This is a genomic window from Mucilaginibacter sp. P19, from assembly GCF_050632265.1.
Lineage (GTDB): Bacteria > Bacteroidota > Bacteroidia > Sphingobacteriales > Sphingobacteriaceae > Mucilaginibacter > Mucilaginibacter gossypii.
Genome location: NZ_CP192586.1, coordinates 5,061,611 through 5,078,677, shown reverse-complemented (window position 1 = coordinate 5,078,677; position 17,067 = coordinate 5,061,611). Strand labels below are relative to the sequence as shown.

General features: G+C 42.0%; 19 protein-coding genes. 6 read left to right on the top strand and 13 right to left on the bottom strand.

From position 1 onward, the window contains the following. Positions 1-14: 14 nt before the first annotated feature. A complete protein-coding gene (locus tag ACQ86K_RS24685; protein ID WP_090528340.1) occupies positions 15-1,253 on the top strand; it encodes a DUF3179 domain-containing (seleno)protein in 1,239 nt (412 codons plus the stop codon). Between the two features lie 724 nt (positions 1,254-1,977). Here the strand turns inward: ACQ86K_RS24685 and ACQ86K_RS24680 are convergent. The 7 genes from ACQ86K_RS24680 to ACQ86K_RS24650 all read right to left on the bottom strand — a co-directional run bounded on the left by ACQ86K_RS24680 (position 1,978) and on the right by ACQ86K_RS24650 (position 8,310). Beyond that, entirely contained in the window at positions 1,978-2,199 is a 222-nt protein-coding gene (locus ACQ86K_RS24680) for a heavy metal-binding domain-containing protein (protein ID WP_091166809.1), read from the bottom strand. A gap of 3 nt (positions 2,200-2,202) precedes the next feature. Continuing rightward, positions 2,203-3,651 carry a PepSY domain-containing protein gene (locus ACQ86K_RS24675; RefSeq protein WP_091166811.1) on the bottom strand — a complete coding sequence of 483 codons (1,449 nt, stop codon included), beginning with the start codon at positions 3,649-3,651 and terminating at the stop codon, positions 2,203-2,205. Between the two features lie 3 nt (positions 3,652-3,654). Continuing rightward, complete coding sequence (locus ACQ86K_RS24670; RefSeq protein ID WP_091166813.1) at positions 3,655-6,009, bottom strand: TonB-dependent receptor; 2,355 nt, start codon at positions 6,007-6,009, stop codon at positions 3,655-3,657. A gap of 337 nt (positions 6,010-6,346) precedes the next feature. Further along, on the bottom strand, positions 6,347-6,718 hold the full coding sequence (locus ACQ86K_RS24665; protein ID WP_090528324.1) for a hypothetical protein: 372 nt from the start codon (positions 6,716-6,718) through the stop codon (positions 6,347-6,349). A 151-nt stretch (positions 6,719-6,869) separates the two neighbouring features. Beyond that, the gene (locus ACQ86K_RS24660; protein WP_091166816.1) at positions 6,870-7,229 is read right to left on the bottom strand and encodes a hypothetical protein; all 360 of its coding nucleotides are present in this window, start codon (positions 7,227-7,229) and stop codon (positions 6,870-6,872) included. Positions 7,230-7,471: 242 nt separating this feature from the next. Further along, positions 7,472-7,792: a hypothetical protein gene (locus tag ACQ86K_RS24655; protein ID WP_431198985.1), complete on the bottom strand. Its 321-nt coding sequence runs from the start codon at positions 7,790-7,792 to the stop codon at positions 7,472-7,474. Positions 7,793-7,947: 155 nt separating this feature from the next. Beyond that, positions 7,948-8,310, bottom strand: coding sequence for a hypothetical protein (locus ACQ86K_RS24650; RefSeq protein WP_091166820.1), 363 nt, complete (start codon positions 8,308-8,310; stop codon positions 7,948-7,950). Between the two features lie 295 nt (positions 8,311-8,605). Between ACQ86K_RS24650 and ACQ86K_RS24645 the strand changes: the two genes are divergently transcribed. After that, the gene (locus ACQ86K_RS24645) at positions 8,606-10,822 is read left to right on the top strand and encodes a putative Ig domain-containing protein (protein WP_091166824.1); all 2,217 of its coding nucleotides are present in this window, start codon (positions 8,606-8,608) and stop codon (positions 10,820-10,822) included. 355 nt (positions 10,823-11,177) lie between these two features. On the opposite strand, the gene ACQ86K_RS24640 is transcribed toward ACQ86K_RS24645, so the two are convergent. The 3 genes from ACQ86K_RS24640 to ACQ86K_RS24630 all read right to left on the bottom strand — a co-directional run bounded on the left by ACQ86K_RS24640 (position 11,178) and on the right by ACQ86K_RS24630 (position 12,665). Beyond that, complete coding sequence (locus ACQ86K_RS24640) at positions 11,178-11,579, bottom strand: hypothetical protein (protein ID WP_431198984.1); 402 nt, start codon at positions 11,577-11,579, stop codon at positions 11,178-11,180. After that, positions 11,579-12,031, bottom strand: coding sequence for a hypothetical protein (locus tag ACQ86K_RS24635; RefSeq protein ID WP_431198983.1), 453 nt, complete (start codon positions 12,029-12,031; stop codon positions 11,579-11,581). The genes ACQ86K_RS24640 and ACQ86K_RS24635 overlap by 1 nt, the downstream gene beginning before the upstream one ends. 190 nt (positions 12,032-12,221) lie before the next feature. Further along, entirely contained in the window at positions 12,222-12,665 is a 444-nt protein-coding gene (locus ACQ86K_RS24630; protein ID WP_091166828.1) for a hypothetical protein, read from the bottom strand. 313 nt (positions 12,666-12,978) lie between these two features. On the opposite strand from ACQ86K_RS24630, the gene ACQ86K_RS24625 reads away from it, so the two are divergent. The 4 genes from ACQ86K_RS24625 (at position 12,979) to ACQ86K_RS24610 (ending at position 14,719) form a co-directional block, all read left to right on the top strand. Next, the gene (locus tag ACQ86K_RS24625; RefSeq protein WP_431198982.1) at positions 12,979-13,293 is read left to right on the top strand and encodes a hypothetical protein; all 315 of its coding nucleotides are present in this window, start codon (positions 12,979-12,981) and stop codon (positions 13,291-13,293) included. Positions 13,294-13,522: 229 nt separating this feature from the next. Beyond that, on the top strand, positions 13,523-13,867 hold the full coding sequence (locus ACQ86K_RS24620; protein WP_431198981.1) for an HAD family hydrolase: 345 nt from the start codon (positions 13,523-13,525) through the stop codon (positions 13,865-13,867). Then, positions 13,860-14,351: a hypothetical protein gene (locus ACQ86K_RS24615; RefSeq protein WP_091166833.1), complete on the top strand. Its 492-nt coding sequence runs from the start codon at positions 13,860-13,862 to the stop codon at positions 14,349-14,351. Before ACQ86K_RS24620 ends, ACQ86K_RS24615 begins: the two co-directional genes overlap by 8 nt. Next, positions 14,342-14,719, top strand: a complete 378-nt coding sequence (locus tag ACQ86K_RS24610; RefSeq protein WP_091166835.1) for a hypothetical protein — start codon at positions 14,342-14,344, stop codon at positions 14,717-14,719. Before ACQ86K_RS24615 ends, ACQ86K_RS24610 begins: the two co-directional genes overlap by 10 nt. A 166-nt stretch (positions 14,720-14,885) precedes the next feature. Here the strand turns inward: ACQ86K_RS24610 and ACQ86K_RS24605 are convergent, their stop codons facing one another. The 3 genes from ACQ86K_RS24605 to ACQ86K_RS24595 form a co-directional block, all read right to left on the bottom strand. Beyond that, positions 14,886-15,854: a fatty acid desaturase gene (locus tag ACQ86K_RS24605; protein ID WP_431198980.1), complete on the bottom strand. Its 969-nt coding sequence runs from the start codon at positions 15,852-15,854 to the stop codon at positions 14,886-14,888. Then, on the bottom strand, positions 15,851-15,922 hold the full coding sequence (locus ACQ86K_RS24600) for a hypothetical protein (RefSeq protein WP_431200925.1): 72 nt from the start codon (positions 15,920-15,922) through the stop codon (positions 15,851-15,853). The genes ACQ86K_RS24605 and ACQ86K_RS24600 overlap by 4 nt, the downstream gene beginning before the upstream one ends. Positions 15,923-16,052: 130 nt before the next feature. After that, positions 16,053-17,054 carry a YncE family protein gene (locus ACQ86K_RS24595; protein WP_091166840.1) on the bottom strand — a complete coding sequence of 334 codons (1,002 nt, stop codon included), beginning with the start codon at positions 17,052-17,054 and terminating at the stop codon, positions 16,053-16,055. Between the last annotated feature and the right edge of the window lie 13 nt (positions 17,055-17,067).

Sequence of the window (17,067 nt, the reverse complement as noted above, 5' to 3'; positions counted from 1 at the left end):
TTTATTGAATAAGCATGAGATGGAACAGTGCTAAAATATTCTGGATAGGTATCATTTTACTTGTGGTACCCGGCCTTGTTCATGCTTACCTGCTCATGCCATTTCCCGGCAGCCAGGATCTGAATGCCATAACCCTGTGTTATTATCTCGAAAAGGTGATCATGCCGCTGCGCTTGATTGGCTTGCTATTCGTTGTTTGGTACCTGTTTAAATTCTACGCTAAAAATACCTTTAAACAAAAGGCTGTTAAAGCCGCTGTTTTTGTGCTTTGCATAGGCAGCTTTTACATAACCGATTATATGTATAAGGCAGAAACCATGTTTAAAGAAACCACAAAAGCTGTTTTTGCCAATGGATTAAAAAACAGGGTGCCGTTAAGCTACCTGGTAGTGGGTGTTGTAAACAACGGTGTAGCCAAAGCTTATCCGCTCATCTACCTGGGCTATCATCATAAACTGCAGGACGATGTAGGCAATAAACCCGTTTTGGTTACCTATTGCACCATGTGCCGTACAGGCAGGGTTTACAGTCCGGTTATAAACGGTGTAAGGCAAAACTTCAGGTTGGTGGGGGCAAGGCACTACAATGCTATAATTGAAGATGAAAACACTAAAACCTGGTGGTACCAGGCTACCGGTAACGCGGCTGTTGGGGAGCTGAAAGGAAAGCAATTAACCGAGCTGCCTTATGAACAATTAACCCTCGCGGCCTGGTTACAGAAACATCCCGAAACGCTCATTTTACAACCCGACAGGCTATACACCGCAGATTATGCCGACCTGAAAAACTACGACCGTGTGCAAGCTATCGACCGTGACAGCACTATAAAAAACAAAGATTCCCTGATGCGTAAAAGCTGGGTAATTGGTGTGATCATAAACGGCAAAGCCAAAGCTTACGACTGGCGCCACATGTACGCCAAACGCCTGCTGAATGATGAGTTGAACAAAAGTTCACTGCTTATTGGCATTGAAAAGGACAGCCTCAGCTATCATGCCTGGAATACATCAGTAAGCGGTAAAACCCTTCACTTTAAACTGGATGATAAAGGCATGCTCACCGACGAAGAAACCGCTTCGGTTTGGGATTGGGACGGCCTGTGCTTAACCGGTACACAAAAAGGGCAGCGCCTTGCTAAAATTCAGGCCTACCAGGAATACTGGCACTCATGGAAACATTTTCATCCCGGTACCGTGTTTTGGAAAGGCGATGAATCGCTGGAGCAAACGGCATCCATTTACCCGCCTTTTTAACAAGCGGCTTTAATTAAATAGCGGTTGCTATTTTGCTGATGTCATCGTCATTAAGCAGAGCGTCTTCAGAAATGTTGGGGTAATACTTATTCAGGATCTTTTGAATAAGCTGGTAGCTTTCGATGGATTGAATGGGAGCGGAAGCCAGTTCAGTGATGGTTGAACCAATGAGCTTAAGTTTTTTTGCCTCGTACTGGTTGATTACAAAGTCAGAAGTTTTTTCTTACGGCTTTGTTGTATGAGATCATCAAGTTTCTTGATCTCTTCAACCAGGTCAATCATTTTTAATACTTCCACCTTTTTCATCAGCGCCAAAATTAGTGATTTATTTGTAACAGGGGGTATAACGGGATATAAGTTGTATTGTTTGTAAGTATGAGACGGGTGGAAGCTGTAATTGTTACGGATAGAAATTGCACACCTTTTCAACGTGTGCAAGCTGAAAAAATTAAAAATATGTCATTGCGAGTGTTTAAATCCGGAGGCCTCTGAAAGTGAAATGACAAAAGAGAGCCTGTCAGTCTGAGCCTGTCGAAGACTCGCGCGCAGAGGCCTACCCACCATGCTTCGACAGGCTACCCATGACACCGTTTTAAGTTGTCATGGGTAGCGAAGCGTGGCAATCTCGTAGCTAATGCATAGCCGCCCTGTATAGCTAAAAGATTGCCGCGTCGCCTCATTGCATTGGCTTATGCTACTCCTCGCAATGACATTTTTTCTTTTACTATTTCTTATCCTCCGTTGTATCCCTTTCAACCAGGGCCATGCCGCATTTAGGGCAGGTGCCGGGTTTATCAAACGTAAGATCGGGGTGCATGGTGCAGGTGTATTTTCCTTTTTTCTTTACTGTTGAGGTGGTGTCGGTTTTGCCGGTGCTTTTAACCGCACTGTTGCAGGCGCCAAGGGCAAGGCCGGCTAAGGCTAAAATGATAAAGCTTTTTTTCATTGATTATTTGTTTTTGATGAATGAGGCCAACCCGAACAACGATACTACCAGCACACCTAAAGAGGCCAGTATACTCACTATGTCGCGGATATCCTTACCCGCCCAGGTCATGCCGAAATATTTGTGTAAAAATATAAAAGAAAGCCCTTCGGCCCTGTCAATTCCTGCAACTTTTGTAGCCAGTTTTGATGAGGTAGTTTCAATATACCAATTGCTGCCGTCGGCATAACTTACCCTTTCAACCGGCAGGCGTTTGTTGATGAAACCATACTCGTTATCAAACTGCTTTACCTGGTTAACTTTTACCCTGCCATAAAATTTATCAGCATCAAGGCTGGTATGGTAGTAGGTGCTTAAAAAACGGGCATAATCCTCATCTCCATTAATTTGTTCTATGCCGGTTAAGGTGTTAAAGTAGGAGATCTGCTTTTTATTATCAGTTACCTGGTAATAGCTGTTGCCACCAAAGTTAACCACGGCTATCCTCTTGATGATACTATCGGCAACAGGAAGCTGAAGGTTGGAGATAGCCAGCTGTTTCCTGTCGATCACTTGTCCATAGTCGGCTTTAGGCGTTTCGGTATTATGCAGCTTTACCGCAAGGTGGAATGCCCCGCTGGTCACAAAAGTAAACATCACAAAGGAAACGATAAGGCCTATCTGCCGGTGATAACGATGAACGATGCGCTTGTCCTCACCGCCATTTTCTTTTCGCTTTTGAGTTACGGATTTAAACTTTTTCCACATTAAACCATAAACAGTTAAGCCGCTGATGAGGGCGAACAGCATTACCACCATGATGATGAGTAATACTACATTTCGGAAAATATCGCCGCCGATATCAGCCAAAAACTGCCAGGTATGGAATTGTTCAAACAGCCAAAGGAAAGCCTTGCGGGTATTATTGTTAAATGTACCCATGCGGCTCTGACTGGTTTCGATATAAATGTCCATGCCATCGGGACGGTCAAAGCTAATCTTCCAAACAGGCAAAAGGTGATTGATGGGCTGGTATTGCCCATCAAATGTTGTTTGCAGAGCGATCTTTTTAATGTTAGATGTTGAGTCCTGCGTAAAATAGCGGGCAAGATAAGTGGCATATAGCTTATCCCCATCTTTTAACAATACCCCGTCATTGGCCGAGTAGTAATTGTACACACTATCTTTATCCAGCACCTGGTAATAGGTGTTGTGATTAAAGTTAATCAGTCCGAAGTTTCGGATAACGGAGATATTATTTTTATCCAATACCTGCTGAATGCTGAGTACCGGTTTCATCTGGCTTTGAGGCAATGGTTTGAACACTTCCTCCGCAATTGAAGGCCTGAACCAGTTTGACATGAATGGGTGTGAAAGACCGCTCAGTGTCCAGAAGATCACCGGGATGAGGGCTGTTAAGCCCAGCACCCGGTGCCATTTATAAAAGTTGCTTTTTACTGTTGCTGATGCCATTGATCAATATTTTGAAAATGAATAACTGATGCCCAGGGTGTAAGTACGTGGCGGCGCGGCGTTATAGGTATCGCCGTACTGGCTGCTGGTTACTGTTGTAGCGTAAAGCTTATTGGTTAAGTTAAGCACATTGAACCAGATGCCCGCGCCTTTTAATACGCTGCTTTTTACATCATAACCCAGACGCAGGTTGTAAATATCATAACCTGAGTAAGTTTTGGTATTGGCTGGGTTGGTGTAGTATTGATTAATGTGCTGCCACTCTGTTGCTATCCTGAAACCAGGAAAGTACTGCGGCTTGTATGTGAGTTCGGAGTTGGCAATCCAGGCTGGTGCGTTGTTCATGCGTTTGCCATCATAGTTGGTTACCGTGTTGGTGCCGGTGGTGTAATTGGTGGTCACCTCGCTGTACTCAACATAGGTATGTTTGGCATTGGTACCGCTAAACCTGAAGGTAAGCTCTTTAACCGGGGCCACAGTAACCGAGTATTCAATCCCCCGGTGACGTGTTGCACCTGCGTTTTGGTTCTGGGTAGTGTTATCCGGTAGCAATTGGTTAATGATTTCGTTATGGCCTTCCAGGTCGAATATACTCAACTCAAAATACAACTTTTTGTTAAACGCCGAAAACCAGCCACCCGCTTCATAATTATCAAAAGTGGCCTGTTTAAGCTGGGTAAGCTGACGTGAACTGTACAAATCACCTGTCTCTGGTGGTTGGAAACCTACGCTATAGTTGGCGTAAATACCTTTGTTATTGCCAAAGTTATAGGTGATGCCCAATTTGGGAGCAACGATATTAAAATTGTTGGTTTCCTGTTGTTTATACTTGGTTTGTCCGGCCGGGATCTCATTATCAAAGTTGTAATGAACCCTGTCATAACGTAAACCACCAACAATCCTCAATGCTTCAGTAGGCTTGACTTCATACTGGACATAAGCCGCGGTGTTGAACAACTTGATCTTGTAGTTGTCAATGTACCTGCCTGTATTACTGAAGCTGGTGTAATAGTTGTTAGCTACATCTTTGGTGATATCAAGATATTGGGCATAATATGAACTCGGGCTGTCATCCATATAAACACCACCAATGAGCCTCGAATGCAGGAAATCAAAATCAACCCGGTGCTGTGCCAGTAAGCCATAGCTGTTGAATTTTTGATCGTTTACCTGGCCGTTGCTGCTTTTGTAAACACCGTTAGCGTCGCGCACGTCGGAGATATAGTAACTTGGCAATTGCGCTGTAGAGTTATTGCGGAAAAAGAGCGTTACAAAAGTGCTGTTCTTGTCATCCCACTGATGATCCAGACGGGTGCCGGCACGAAACGATTTTACCTTGCGATAGGTGAAACGTTGGTTGGAGCCGTAGCTACGGTCATAAAACCGGGCGCTGTCCAAACTACCCGGAGTTTGGGTGTTCAGATAATTATAAGCAACTGAAGTGGTAAGTTTAGTTTTGGCGCTGAAATCATAGGTAGTTTTAAAATTGGCCGAGTACTTATCAAAATCAGAATAATCCTGCCAGCTATCGGTTTGATGGGCTACATATCCACCTGCATACAAACCAAATTTGCCCTGGGTAAAACCGCCGTCGGCATCAACACGGCGGTAATGATAATTATCGCCCTGAACAGAAACATTGCCGGCGTAACCTGTAGGCGGGCCCTGGGTAATAAAGTTAACCGCGCCACCAATGGAGTTACTGCCGTAAAGCGATGATGCCGGCCCTTTGATCACTTCGATATCCTTAACGCCCGACATGTTGATCTCATACAGCGAGTTATGGTTGAAGATGCCTGTAGGGCGGATAGGTACGCCATCTTCCATATACAGGTAAAGTGCATTGTAAGTTATAGGCTGACGAATAGCCATGGTGTGCTGTTCGTTACCCAAATTCACCATGTAAACACCTGCAACCTTGTTCAGCAATTGATAAAGGGCAGTGGCTTTGGTATCCTTAATTTGGGTAGAATTAATTTTGCTGATGGCGATAGGTGCGTCCTGTCTTGCCTGTCCTTCGCGGCTGGCGGTTACTACCACAGGTTGCAGATCGACAGTAGAAGGTTCTAAGGCAATATCAAGCTTTTGGCCTTTTATGGCAGATACCTCAATAATGCGCGCGCTGTAACCAACCATGGCAAATTTAAGCCGGATAATGCCTTGGGTATTGATGCTGAACTGCCCTTTGGCATTAGTCATGCCAAGCTTTGCACCTGTAGCTGCATCGGCATTGCAAATTGATGCACCCGCGATGGCTTCGTGGGTATTGGCATCTGTTATGGTGCCCTGTATGTTTTGGCCGTGAGCCAGGGTTTTAACGAGTATAAAAGTTATAAGTAGGATTAAATATCGTTTCATTATATATTATTACGGGAGTTGCTTCCCGGTGTAAAAATGGGTAGAGTAGAGTGTGGGTTGATTGATAGGAGAGTGTAAAGGTGTCTTCTACCCGTCATTGCGAGGTAAGAAGCAATCCCCGATCAGCAGGGTGGCTACGCAAGGCTCTCGGTATAGTTTGGGATTGCTTCGTACCTCGCAATGACGGAATGTTTAAAACCGATCATACGTAGCAGATACGATCCTATCGCAAAAGATAAAAAAGCTTACTTTGTAAAGCATGAGATTGCCGCGCTTCGCTCGCAATGACATAGTTTTCACACCATACCATCAATCAAAACCAATAAAAATGAAATGATTATCCTAACTGCGGAGGCTGGAATATCGTAGCCGGGCGATCGGCCGGTACGGTGGGGGTGTAAGGGGTTGAAATAACCTGCAACAGGCTGGAGTGGAATTTTACATCAGTTGAACTGATGACATAAACCTCCTGAAAGAGGCTCTTTTGCGACTGCCTTTCGTCGCTGGCCTGCTTGTCCTCTGCCTGTTTGATCTTTTTCGCGAAGTAGCATTTGCCATCGCAGTGCAGCCAGGGTCTGTTCCTGTTTTCGCAAAGCTTGGTAGCAATGTAATTCCTGTTCAGCTCAAAACCCGCGAAAATAAAAAAACGCGAGAAGTTGACCGTGATCAGTGAAAAGATGAGTAAATAGGCTGTAATACGTTGCAGCATGGCGCAAAGGTACGCCCTGTGGGTTTAATAAGCAACTTTAGTTCTAAGTCTTAAGTCGAAAGTACTAAGTCGGAAGTCTCAGTTTTAAGTCTTAAGTTCAAAAATCTAAATGCATAACCCGACTAAAGACTTTTGACTTAGTACTTTCGACTCAAGACTTGTCTCTTTTCAACGTAGCATGCAGGTGTTGGCCTTTGTAAACCAGGTCCATACCAATAGAATCCTGATAAACTTTACCCGTATGGGGCGAACTGCCTCCCGGTACCGGGATACTGAAAGAGAAATTATCACCGTTGATCATGCCGTCGGTAATCGCTACATCCCCTTGTGGCGCATGGGCGGTGCCGGTAAGCTTGCCGCTATCGATCCTAAAAGTGTAGCTTAATGGAAAATGATCATCTCCGGGAAGTTTTAATGAACCTATCCATCTGCCGTTAATATCGGCCATCGAAATAAAACTGAAAGCGGTAATAATAACAAACGCACTGATCACCAGGAACTCTTTTTTCATTGTTGATATAGTTTAAGCAGATACCTATATGCTGTAATTTTAAACTATATACAATTTTATTGCCTTTAAGTTTAAAAAAAGAAAAACCTTACCGGACGGGTAAGGTTTTTCTTTTTTGATATTTAAGATACATCATCCTGAACTTGTTTCAGGATCCCACGAGACAGGCAGACCATGCAAGCTTGCTTAGCAAGTGGGGTGCTGAAGTAAGTTCAGCATGATTATCTTGTTATCAAATAAGGTTATTTCTTTTCAACCGATCTTTTCAATACCGAGCTGCTTTTTGAGCCATTGATATCCAGTTCAACGCTAACCGAATCGCCCATGAATTTGCCTGTATGAGGTATCACGATACCGCTGGTGGCTACTGTAAATGAAAAGTCGGTACCATTGGTTTTGCCTTCTTTAATGTCAACGTCGCCTTCCGGAGTTAAGGCTGTGCCGGTCAGTTTATCGCCATCAACCTTAAAATTATAAAGCAGTGGGTATTCCTGGCCGTCGCTTGTAACTAATTTGCCTGCCCATTTGCCGTTAAGATCAGCTATAGCTGCAAGACATATCATAAAGCAGCTTACCAATAAGGTAGTAGTAAAAATCTTTTTTTCATAAATGTGAATTTTGGTTTATAAATATAAGCACCTTGATTTCTAGGATGAAATGATTACATGATATTTTATGATGTGAAATTTAAATATCATGTAATTCTTAAATCAGGAAATTAAGGTTGTTGAGCTCTTTTTAAAGTGCTATGTACTTTTGAACCATTGGCTTCAATATCAACACCTACCGAATCGCCATAGAATTTGCCTGTATGGGCAATGTGGATATCTTCGATGCTTACGGTAAATTTGAAACTGTCGCCCGTTATTTTGCCGTCTTCAATCGGCATATCGCCTTTAGGTGTTTTGGCTGTGCCGGTTAGTTTGTCCCCATCAATCTGAAAATTATAAAGCAATGGATAAATTTCACCGGTTTCTGTTTCAAGCTTGCCTTCCCACTTTCCGGCAATTCCGGCAATGGCTGCAAAGCAAACCGCAATACAAACTATTACAAGGGCTAAGGTTAAAAAAGTCTTTTTCATAGCTGTTGTTTTCATCGGTAAATGTAAAATCGATATTAAACCAAAACGTAAACTGTACATTAAATTTACTGCCTGCAGTATTATCGATTTATGAACAAAAACTGTACTATAACAGCCAGGTAATTAATGCTGGATTGTTTTTTTACTTTCATTTGTATTTAGGAGCATTTTTTGACTATCTCTAAATAAATGTTAATGATACATTTCCAATTATTCAAAATGATTGTACCTTTAAATCTGCATACTAACCGGGCGAAATCCTGTTTCGCTTTTCACTTTTAAACAACCTATAATAATGAAGAAAATTTTTACCGCATTGCTATTGTTGGGTGGTACATATCTGGGCGCTTCGGCTCAGGATGTTCAGCTTAACAAAGGCTGGAAATTTGCCGTGGGTGATTCTGCCCAATGGTCGTCCCCAACTTTTAACGATCAAAACTGGCAAAACATTGATGTCGCCCATTCCTGGGAACCGCAGGGACACCCTAATTACGATGGCTTCGGCTGGTACCGTATCCACGTAGTAATCCCTTCATCGCTTAAGGAGAAAGCCTATTTAAAAGATAGCCTCCGCTTAAGCCTGGCCAGTGTTGATGATAACGACGAAGTGTATTTAAACGGAAAGCTTATCGCCAAATATGGCGGTCACAGCGGAACCATTAAAGATGGCAATTACGGGCCGCGCACTTATAGTATCCCGGCTTCAGATCCTGCAATTTTGTGGGATAAAGAAAACGTACTGGCCATCCGTATTTACGATACCGGGGGCGACGGTGGTATTTACGGCGATAACTTTTCTATTGCCATGGCCGATGTAATGGATCACGTTACAGTTAATACCGATGGCGATTTTAGTTTCCAGGAAAATAACAGCCTGGCCAAATCAGTTAAATTGGTAACCACCAATAAATACCAGTACCAGGGTACTTTGGCTTTTAAAGTTACCGATCCTGAAACGGGCGCCGTAATCTACGAAAAAACAAACCCTGCAAACTTTACCACAGGCAAGCCTTTTACCTATTCGTTTGTGATAGCCCGGTTAGCAAAAAAATCGTATACCATAGCTTATACTTTTACAGATCAAAAATCTGGTAAAGAGATTGTTAAAACCGAAACTACGCCTTATGTACTTACGCCTTACCCATCGCCCAGGCCAAAAATTAACGGAGCCGATGTTTACGGTGCAAGGCCTGGTAACCCTTTCCTTTATCTGATCCCGGCAACCGGTAAAAAGCCGCTTAACTATAAAGCTGCGGGCTTGCCTGCCGGCTTAACGCTTGATGCTAAAACGGGTATCATTTCGGGTGTGGTAAGCCAAAAGGGAGATTATCCTGTAACGCTTACCGTTACCAATAGCTTAGGCAATAAAACCAAAACACTAACTATTAGCATTGGCGATAAAATTGGCCTTACCCCGGCCCTTGGCTGGAACAGCTGGAATGCCTGGGGCTTGAGCGTTAATGACGAAAAAGTAAAGATCTCGGCTAAAGAAATGTCGGAGAAATTAAGTGCTTATGGCTGGAACTATATCAATATCGACGATGGCTGGGAGGCGGAAAACCGTGCTGCCGATGGTGCCATCGTAGCTAACAGTAAGTTTCCGGATATGAAAGGTTTAACTGATTATGTACACAGCCTTGGCCTGCATACCGGGATTTATTCATCGCCTGGCCCGCGCACCTGCGGCGGCTTTTTGGGCAGCTGGCAGCATGAAGACCAGGATGCCAAAACTTATGCCGACTGGGGTTTTGATTATTTAAAATACGACTGGTGCTCCTACTCGGAAGTTACCCCTCCGCATCCCGACCTGCCTGCACTTAAGAAACCATATGAAGTAATGCGCACCTCTTTAAATAAGGTAAACCGCGATATTATGTTCAGTTTTTGCCAGTACGGCTGGGGTGATGTTTGGAAATGGGGTGCCGAAACCGGCGGCAACAGCTGGCGTACCACCGGCGATATCCAGGATACCTGGAGAAGTATGAGTGATATTGGCTTTAGCCAGGATCCTGCTTCGCCTTACGCTGGTCCGGGGCATTTTAATGATCCGGATATGCTGGTTGTAGGCAAAGTAGGCTGGGGGCCAAGCCTGCACAATAGCCGTTTAACTTATGATGAGCAATATACCCACATCAGTTTATGGAGCCTGCTGTCTGCGCCGCTGTTAATCGGCTGCGATATGGGGCACCTGGACAGGTTTACGCTTAGCCTGTTAACGAATGATGAAGTACTGGCTATTGACCAGGATGCCTTAGGCAAAGGTGCAAGACAGGCTTCTAAAACAGATGAGCAGCAGATTTGGGTAAAAGAGCTCACCAAAGGCGAAAAAGCAATAGGTTTCTTTAACACATCTGATAAATATCAAACTGTTAACCTGGAAGCTAATGACAAGCTGTTAAAAGGCTTTACCAAAGCCCGTGATGTTTGGGAACAGAAATACCTGATAGCGGTTAACCACAAATATACTTTCAAAATCCCACCGCATGGCGTAAAGCTTATTAGGGTTATGTAAGGATTTAGGGTAGGGAGATAAAAAACACGCGTCGTTGCGAGGTGCGAAGCAATCCCCGATGAGCAGGGCCACCCTGTATAGTTTGGGATTGCTTCGTACCTCGCAATGACGCTTTTTATTTGATTAGCTGATTTTATAAAAATCAATTTGGCACATCGTTTCATGTCCCCTCAGGGTCTCTCGCAGAGGACCTTGAGGTTCACTGCGTTTTGGTTAGAACAGCTGATCTGGCGTATATCAATCTGCATGACGTATACATCAGGGTCCTCTGCGAGAGACCCTGATGGGACGTTGATAGCAAAAATGGCCTATATCTATTCGATAAAGGCCATTTTTATATAACGTAGTTTGAAAATCAATTTGGCACATCGTAATGATATACCGGCGAAAAAACTCCTTCACTTGTAGTGTAGTAGCCTTTACCATCGGGCTGAAAACCTATCGCCTCGCCCTGTTTTTCAACTTTGTAGGTAAGTTCCTGTGGCTTGCGTACCATAGTTTCCCATATGGGTTCGTTATGCTGGCGGCGCCAGTAGTAAACTTTGTCGTAACTTTTTAGCAGGATCTGCTGGCCGTCTTTAGAGATATCGCCGGCTGTGATCCATTTAAAAGGTTTAAAGCCCGCGAAGTACAATTTGCAGCGTTTGGTTAATACTGTTGTTGTATTGGCCTGGTATTTTAACGGACTGGTGTAAACCGCAACGGTATCACCCCTTTTACTTACAATGATCAATTGCTTGCCTATCGGGTCAATCATCAAAGTTTCAGCATCTTTGGGGCCATCCGGATATTTAAAATCTGCCCGTACAGCTTGTGTGTTTGTAATAGCCTTATCGCCTGTAGCCCATGATTTTTTTCGGCCATGCGGTAAACTGTAATATATGGCCTGTTTTGATTGTTATCGCCTATATCGCCAAGGTAAACGTAGCTTTTACCTTTTTCCGGTCCGGGGCCAACATCAATATCTTCACAATCCTGTACGCCCAGCTTTTGAGTGCTGTCACCCTTAAAATAAATGGTTGATTTGAGTTTGCCTTCGGCTGTTATAGCAAAAAAACGGCTTGTATCGCCGCTGTCGTTATGTACATAATAGGTGTCGGGGCTAATGGATGACGCCGCAATACCCGACGTTTCATCCATCTCTTTATCATTTAGGGTGCCTGTAATGTCCTGCCTGTCGAGCAGCCTGTGCTTGGCGAAGGCCCCCATGAAAAGTAGGGATACAATGGGTAAGAGTATATTTAATTTTTTTGACCGGCTCATTCTGTTTCTTGCAAACAATAACGCAAATAAAGCGCATTAGTATGAAGTTGACATTAATTATTTGATTTTGTTACGACTATATGAAAATTATATAACAAACAGGGCAATGGTACACAATATTCGTACCACGAAACATTTATGCCGATTCAAAGGCATGTAATAAGGCGCTTTGCCGGAATATTTCTGCAGGGGTACGGTAATCGGCCAGTTCAAGTTCCTGAACATATTTGCAATTGCAGGGGTGCCCGGGTTCAATAAAAACAGGCATATCATAGCCCAGTTGCTGGTAGTATGGAGTGATGAACGCTTTTACAGGCAGTTCGTTTGCTGCGGAAACAACATTAGGCGTAAGTTTTTTTAAGGGCTTTAAAAGTATTTTAATTTCACAAAGTTTAAAGTTGTCATAAAGCGGGATCCAGCGTATTACATCGTCAATACTAACTGCTATGGCATTATGTTTTACGCCGGTAAGGACGCCAATATTCACTTCGCTATTGTTTAAAAGACTAATGATCATAACCTGCTGACCGATATAACGACTAAAAATCACGAGCTGGGCTATCACACTTACTTGTTTCATTTTGCTAATTTTATTAGCAAAATACGGAAATTAGTTAGTAAGATGCAAGGGCGAATGCGAAATGGTTGACATTGATAATGCTAAACCATGATGTAATAAAATTGCGGTCATGTTCAATGGTACATGCCGAAAGTTTAGTGCAGCGCAATCGGTGGTTAGCCATTTAAGTTTAGTAACTTCATTGGCTAAGCCCCCCAAATTATATTTACAAGAGGATATAAAGAATTGCTAAAAATATTAGCTTTAATTAAATTAATCTTTATAATTTTATAATTCAGAACTTTAGTTTATAAAACAAGTAATCTATCTAAATATGGAGCAAATAAAAAAAGAAGATATCAATTTCGTGATAACTGATCTTGATGACACAATATGGGATTGGTTGGAGATGTGGTATCAATCATTTATGCCGTATCTAAATAGAATAGTTGAAGAAACCGGCATTAACATAAATATTTTAAAAAAGGAGTTTAAAGCACTTCATGAAAAATATGGAACGACGGAGATGTCGTTTATTTATAAAGAGTTGCCATCTATTAATCAGTCTTTTTATCCGATTTTTGAAGAGGTTGTTGACGGTAAAAAAAGTATATTACATGAATATAATTCTAATAAAAAAATAATTTAACTGCTTACGAGGGCGTTATAGACACATTAAAGTTTATTAAAAATCAAGGCAGTAAAATAGTAGCGTTTACTGAATCAAATGTTTTTTTACCAAGTATCGTATTAAACACTTAGGTTTAGATACTATTATCGATACCGTATATTCTCCCGAAGGTTATCAAATTCCTGGTTCGGTTTACAAACACTATTCAGAAGATTATTGGGATCTTAAGCAAACAGAAATTAAAACCTTGCCGAAAGAAACTCGTAAACCTAATGTTGAAATATTAAATACTATTATTAAAGATTTTAACGCAGATAAAAGTAAAAGTATTTATATTGGAGATAAATTAGATAGAGATATTTATATGGCGCAGCAAGCTGGTGTTACGAGTGTACATGCGGAATATGGGCATATAATCGACGGTGATAGATATGAGTTGTTAAAGGAAGTTACACATTGGTCACCGGGAGATGTGGAAAGAGAGAAGCAATTTAAATCTCAAAAATTAGATATACCCTCTCCCGATTATACTTTAAAATCTTTTGATGAATTAATAACATTATTTCGCTTCACTAAGTTTGCAGATGCCTAATCAAAACTCTCGTCAAGGTATTGATAATACTTTAAAAATATGGGAAAAGACTATTGATGTTCAACAGCATTTTAATGATATTGAATTACAAATAAGAAACTATACTTTAACTTTATTTACCGGCATAATGGCTGGAATAGGCTATTTATTAAAGGAAAAAATTAATATAGATCTTCATGGTTATATTATTCCCTCCTCGGCCATAGCGGCATTAATTGGTATGATAATCATGTGTGCATTTTACTTTATGGACAAATATTGGTACCATAAGCTATTAAAAGGATCTGTTAAGCATGCATTGGACATCGAAACATTAATTCAATCAACTCATCCTGAGATTAATTTGACTTCAAAAATAGGCGACGCAAGCCATATTAAATTTTTTGGATTGAAAGTAGATTCCGATAAAAAATATTGGTTTTTTTACTACCCTTTAATATCTATATTTTTTGTTTTATATATAGCACTTTTAAAATGGGCTTGATTAAACCTTACATTCGAAGCATAAAAGTTGTTTTCGGGATACTATTATTAATTGGCTTAACTATTTACGCAGTTAGACGCGAAATTCCGTTGAAACGTAATATTCAAGGTTTTGTAAAAGAGAACTTTCCTGTTTATAAAAATTATGAATATATTGATGTGCAACAATTAGGACATTTGGATCTAAAGTCGCAGATTCAGTTTGGTATAATTATAAGCCCCCAAGAACTGGATAGGTTGTCGTCATCTGATACGCGTGTGTTTGTTCACAAATTTAGACTCAATGATACATTATATAAACTTAATTTGTGTGTTAATTCAAAAGACAGTGTGATTGCTATGGGTAAACCACTAAAAGTTTTATGGTAAATTAACTTCCCGTGTTGCGTAATCGTGCGGTTCTATAAGTAGTCACGGGTATCCGGATCTCAATCCCTCGCTGCATATGCGCCAGTATCTGAAATGTTTTTGGGCGTGGGTCGGCAATGTGCTACCAATAAAAAAAGGCCTTTTTCAAGGCCCTTTCTCATTTTTATTATTTCTCAACATCAATAAGCTCCGGCTTTGTGGCTTCGGACTTGCTGAGGTCAATATCCGGTTTTGAAATATCTGTTAGCGCTACGCGGCCACGGTCTTTACGCAGGATGCGGTTAAACAACGAGATCTCCCTGTCGAACAAAAACTGGAAAAACAGTTTGGTCCATGAGGTGTGATAGTATAATGTATCATAATATTCCGGGGCAGTTTTCCTAATCTCGGGGAGCTTGTTCCATGGGATAGAAGGGAAATCATGGTGCTCATTGTGGAAGCCCACATTAAATGCTACCGCGTTAAGGTTGCCATAATAGCTGTATGTTTCCTGTTCTTCGGTAACGGTAAGGTAATGTTCCTGGATCCAGCGGGCGCCCAGCGGGTGCAGGCCAACTGAAAAAGAAAAGCTTAACAGCAGAAACGCTACTGCATGCCAGCCCATGAAATAAGCGATAGCGGTTGTAAATGCTGCCTGTAATAACCAGTTTGTCAGGATCCAGCCGTCAAAAGGATGGATTTCCCTTAAACGTGAAAGGCGAAACAATTGAAATACCGGGAAAAACAGCAGCCAGATTGCTTTACCAAAAAATGAATTGCTGATCAGTTTGGCTTCCCAGCGGTTAGGCAAATCGGCGTCAAGCTCATGCACACCTTGGAAAGAGTGATGCTTGATGTGGTATTTTTCGAATGAAATAGCGCTTGGCAATATCTGCGGTAAATTGGCAAACATGGATGCCCAACGGTTTGCGTTGCGGTTTTTAAACAGCAGCTGGTGTGTACATTCATGGATCATTACAAACAGCGCATGATCGGCAAAAGCGCCGAGCAAATAAGCCGCTCCGAAAACTATCCACCATGACTGGTCGCGTACAAACCAGGCTAAAACAACCTGGAAAGCTACTAAACCAATAATGGCCCATATGGTTGCGGGGTTTTTACCAATAAGCTTTCGCAATTGCGGAAACTCCTTCAAGATTTTTTTGTGCGGATACGATGAGGTTCAGACTCCTGGGAATAAACAAAATCAGTCTTTTTAATCATATAGTGTTAAAACGTTAAATATAACGATAACGTGCGCAAAAGTTCATTTTTTTGTAAAAATTAATTAGCAATATTAGGAATAAACAAAATCTTCACGATCATTTCATATAAATTTTATACATAATTTACGTTAGTTTTGCTTAAAAACAAGCACCTTAAAAGTATTTGGAATGGCTTTACGTGTACCGGGCTCAAACTGTGCAACGCTTAAATAAATTTTGTGGGTTTTGGCGTCAAGTGTCATCGTGCGGGCCCGTTCGGCAGTTTTTAGGGTTTGGATCACCTCATATTCATCAGCCGATTTTTGTTTGATGACGGTAGTGGTGCCATCGCCGCATGAGCAAAATATAAGTTTGGTTTCAGGGTCATAAACTACCGCGTCAACACCCGCGCCAATTGGCAGGGTAGCAGTCACTTTACCTGTTTTGATATCAACAACACTCACCCCTTTATTTTCGCGGCAAACGGTAAACAATTTCTGATTAGCGGCATCAAGCGCTAAGCCTGTTGGGCCGCCGCAGGGGGCAAGGGGATAGTTTTTAACCACTTTAAGGCTTTTGCTATCAATAACATTCAGGCTGCTTTTATCTTCAAGGTTATTGTAGATTTTACCTTTACCGTCCGATACTGCAAACTCGGGGCCGCCGCCAAGTGCAACCGTGCCAACCTGTTTAAGCGTTGCCGGGTTAATTACCGATGAATTATTGCTTTCGCCGTTAAAGGTAAACACCCGGTCGGAGTAGGGGTCATACATAATGGCATCCGGGCCATTAGCATTGGTAAGGGCAATGGTAGTTATGGTTTTAAAAGTTTTTAAGTCAAAAACAACTACGCCATTTGCCTTGCCATCGCTGATGAAACCACGATTAAGTTTATTTACTATGGCTATGCCGTGAACGCCTTTCATGTTATCAATAACGCCAACCGGCTTTTCGGTATCCAGGTTAATGACATTTACAGCGGTGCCATGCGATACATACAGGTTGCGGTTGATCTTGTCTATAGCCAGGTAATCGTAACCTCCATCACCCGGTAGCGCGATGGTTTTATCGGCCACATAGGTTTGCGCGTTCAGTTTAAAAGGAGCTATACCTGCTATGAGCAAGGCTACGGCCAAAATTTGCTTTTTCATTTTTCGGGAGTGT